General features: G+C 58.1%; 5 protein-coding genes. All 5 read right to left on the reverse strand.

Annotated elements, in window-relative coordinates; translation table 11 throughout:
* Positions 1 to 150: 150 nt before the first annotated feature.
* Positions 151 to 1272: a cytochrome b/b6 domain-containing protein gene (locus L0H65_RS15980; RefSeq protein ID WP_301460114.1), complete on the reverse strand. Its 1122-nt coding sequence runs from the start codon at positions 1270 to 1272 to the stop codon at positions 151 to 153.
* A 70-nt stretch (positions 1273 to 1342) separates the two neighbouring features.
* Positions 1343 to 1465 carry a hypothetical protein gene (locus L0H65_RS15985; protein ID WP_301460116.1) on the reverse strand — a complete coding sequence of 41 codons (123 nt, stop codon included), beginning with the start codon at positions 1463 to 1465 and terminating at the stop codon, positions 1343 to 1345.
* Between the two features lie 352 nt (positions 1466 to 1817).
* The gene (gene kdsA, locus L0H65_RS15990) at positions 1818 to 2660 is read right to left on the reverse strand and encodes a 3-deoxy-8-phosphooctulonate synthase (RefSeq protein ID WP_301460118.1); all 843 of its coding nucleotides are present in this window, start codon (positions 2658 to 2660) and stop codon (positions 1818 to 1820) included.
* The gene (locus L0H65_RS15995) at positions 2657 to 3445 is read right to left on the reverse strand and encodes a 3-deoxy-manno-octulosonate cytidylyltransferase (protein ID WP_301460120.1); all 789 of its coding nucleotides are present in this window, start codon (positions 3443 to 3445) and stop codon (positions 2657 to 2659) included. The genes kdsA and L0H65_RS15995 overlap by 4 nt, the downstream gene beginning before the upstream one ends.
* Positions 3442 to 3918, reverse strand: a 477-nt coding sequence (locus tag L0H65_RS16000) for a CBS domain-containing protein (protein ID WP_301460122.1), incomplete at its 5' end; no start/stop codon positions are given. The genes L0H65_RS15995 and L0H65_RS16000, both read right to left, overlap by 4 nt.

Raw genomic sequence — 3918 nt, forward strand, 5'->3', positions numbered from 1 at the left:
GCTGCACCCGATACGACAGCCATTCACCTGTGCGCAGGACTGTCTCGCGAAAGCTGGGGGCCGCGCCAAGACGGTCACAGCCGATCAGGATCGCAGGGGTGGCCAGTGTCACGCCTGTCAACAGTTTGCGCCGAGTGATAAGGTCAGGCATCAGCGCTTCTCCCTGGGTAAACGAAAACGACCGGTAATCATTGAGCGTACCTCATTGAACGGTCCAGCAAGCAGTACCATGATCAGATGCACGAGGATGAACAGCACCAGCAGCGTCGCGGTAATAAAATGGATGGATCGCGCCGATTGCCGCCCCCCAAAAAGGTCCAGAAGCCAGGGCCAGGTAGCATCCATCGACGGCGACATGGTCAGGCCCGTCAGGATCATAGCCGGAATCAGGACAAAGATGACGCCGATATAGCTGGTCTTTTGCAGGATGTTATAGTTCAGCGCAGCCGCCCCGCGCGGAAACCGCAGGCGCGCATGGCTCTTTATATCGGACCAGATATGCTGCGGGGTGATTTCAGTCGTCTTAGGCAGCAGATCACGCCGGAAGTGGCCGTTCACGAAACTCCAGACCATGTACAGGATCAAGCTCAGGGAGAACGCCCAGGCAAAGGTCAGGTGCCAGCGTCGCGCAAGTCCCAAATTGTATCCCGTCGGAAGTGTCGCCCAGCCCGGAAAGGCGAGATTACTGGTACGGCCATCACCTGCGGTTTGAGAGCCGAGAATCCCAGCGGTGTTCATTTCGATAGTGCCGATGCGCGTGTAACCCTCGCCATCCCGGCTGCCGATCTCAAACCATGCCGGGTCGGTATTGGCGCCGTATTCCCCCCAATAGAGTCGGGGATGTGCGTTGAAGATCATCAATCCGCTCATCAGCAGGGTGAACAGCACCACGACGTTGATCCAATGCCAGATCCGCGTGGACAACCGATGCCGGTATACGAGGTCACCGCCCTGCGGCACAGAATTCTCTAACGGCTGAACAGCGGTCATTTTGACGCAACCTTGCCGGGGGCGTCTCCGGCGCTTGCGAAATTGGCCATGCTGGTAGGTATTCGCGCAATGTTCACAGATTGGTTCTCCGATGAAAGTTTCCTGACAAGCATCACTGTCATTTGACCCGCCGACGTCATTGCCCTGAACTTGGCACCGGATATCCTTGGCTGGCGCTGCGGATTGCCCGGCAACATACACCGCAGTATCAGCGACCATCGGGAGGTATGAATAGTGTTGAGCATCCATTCTCTCAAATCTGCACGTGGAATTGATTTCCAACTTCCCAAAGTTTCAAGGACGAATAGAGATAATGCGATTCACGCTTCGGTGTCTCACCACTTTGTGAAGGCTAGATGCGCTTGGCGCAGGATTGAGCTGCCTCGTCGATCTCGCTGGTCGCAAAATCGAAGCCCGAGAGATATTTGTAAGCGGGAAAGCGCGCGGCCTTCATATGATCGGCGATGGAGCGCATTTATTCCCCAGCCAATTCAGCGTTGAGCGGTTGGGAGAATATCGGCACGGCGGCCTGAAAACCGGCCACCCTGTTCCATCAGGTCAGTGACTGTTTGACCCAAGCCATACATATTCAGGCCGCGGAGCAAAATGATGAATGCACCACTCGCAAGATCATGGCGCATGGCGGCTGTCTGAGCGTGCAAGCGCTGTGAATCGCTCAGGCAGACAGGGTCCGGGCGTCCGTTGGTTCTTGCGAATCATGTGCGCCACTTCGATACCTCCATGCGCTGTCGAAGCAGAAACGACATACCTGCACCCAAGCATGCGCAGGGCTCACAAGATGGTTTGCGGTGTCAGATTGACCGTTCTCAAAACAAGTTTTCTTGTGATTTCGTCAGATCATCCAGCGCCCGCAATTGGCCAATCAGGGCTTCCATCTGATCCACTGGGATCATGTTCGGGCCGTCGGAGGGGGCGCTGTCGGGGTCTTCATGGGTTTCAATGAACAAGGCGGAAACGCCAACCGCCACAGCCGCCCGTGCCAGTACCGGGGCAAATTCGCGCTGACCGCCCGAGGTGCTGCCCTGACCGCCGGGTTGCTGCACCGAATGGGTGGCATCGAACACCACCGGATAGCCGGTGCGCGCCATGGTCGGCAAACCCCGGAAATCGCTAACAAGCGTGTTATAGCCAAAGGAGGTGCCGCGATCACAGAGCATGATGTTGGTGTTCCCGGTCGAGGCGATCTTTTCGGCGACATTGCCCATGTCCCAGGGGGCCAGAAATTGCCCCTTCTTGACATTGATGGTGCGGCCCGTTTTGCCTGCGGCCAGCAGCAGATCGGTCTGACGGCACAGGAAGGCTGGGATCTGGATCACATCCACCACTTCGGCCGCGGGTTCGCATTGGCCGGCATCATGCACATCGGTCAGGATCGGGCAGCCAAACTCCGCCTTGATCTGGGCCAGAATGGCCAGCCCCTCTGCCATCCCCAAACCGCGCTGGGTGCCGATGGAGGAACGGTTGGCCTTGTCATAGCTGGCCTTGAAGATGAAGCGCGTGCCAGTGGGTGCGCAGGCTTGCGCGATGCGGGTCGCCATCATCCTTGCATGATCCAGGCTTTCCAACTGGCAGGGGCCGGTGATCAGGGCAAAGGGTTCAAAGCCCCCGATACGGATATCGCCCACGGTCAGGGTTTTCGTCTCGATCATTTTGCCTCCAGCGCCGCTTCGATACGGGCGACATCATTCGGATTGTTCAATTCCCAGAACAGCCGCCCGCGCGCGTCCACCTCGACACAGCGGACCCGGGTGCCATTGTGCAAAAAGCGGAGCTGTTCCAACCCTTCCAGCAGTTCCAGCGCACAGATCGGGCTGTTGGTATAGGCGCGCAAGGCATCGGGCCGGTAGGCATAGACGCCGACGTGATGAAACACCGGAATGGGATCGGGCAGCTTGCCCGGATCAATATAGGGCAGCACCTCTTTGGAGAAATAAAGCGCGCGCATGTTGCGATCAAACACCGCTGTCGTGCCGCCAACGCGGCCATTGCGGCGGTCTTGCATGAAATTCTCATAGGTCTGGCGGTCACAGCGCAAAACCGGCGTCGCCATGCCAACGCTGGGTTCAGCCTGCATTGCGGCGATCAGGTCTTCGACAAACCACGGCGGGGTCAGCGGCGCATCGCCCTGGAAATTCACCACCAGATCCGGGGTGGTCCCCAGCCGGTCAAGCGCGTCCGCACAGCGCGCGGTGCCGTTTTCGCACATCTCCGATGTCATCACCACATCCGCGCCAAAGCCGCGCGCTGCCGATGCTATACGCTCGTCATCGGTCGCCACATAGACCGCATCAACGCCTTTGATCTGCATGGCGGCTTCCCAACTCATCAGGATCAGGGTTTTCACCCGACCATCCGGCTGGCGCAACTCGGCCAAAGGCTTACCCGGATAGCGCGTGGAAGCATAGCGGGCGGGAATGAAGATAATGGTTTTCACATCACACCTGTTCGAAGAATATCATGCATATGCACCACGCCCAAGGGGCGGCGCGCGTCATCGACGACCAGCAGAGCCGTCACCTTGCGCTCATTCGCGATGGCAAGGGCTTTGGGCAAAAGACAATCCGGCGGGATGGTGATAGGGTCAGGATTGGCAATCCCTACGGGGCTGCTTTGCATCAGATGATCAATGTTGCGGCGAATGTCGCCATCGGTCAGCACCCCGACAAGAATACCGTCACGGACCAGCGCTGCAATGCCGAAGCCTTTTGATGTCATGGTCAGCAAGACTTGCTTCATATCGGCCTCCGCATCAACCAATGGCATCGCTTCGCCGCTGTGCATAACCTGACGCGCCGTCATCATCTGCGCCCCCAGTTTTCCGCCGGGATGAAAAACACTGAAATCCTCGGGTTTGAAACCGCGCAATTCCATCAGAGCCACGGCCAGCGCATCGCCAAGCGCTAGGGT

The sequence above is a fragment of the Pseudorhodobacter sp. genome, from assembly GCF_030452865.1.
In the GTDB taxonomy this organism is placed as follows: domain Bacteria; phylum Pseudomonadota; class Alphaproteobacteria; order Rhodobacterales; family Rhodobacteraceae; genus Pseudorhodobacter.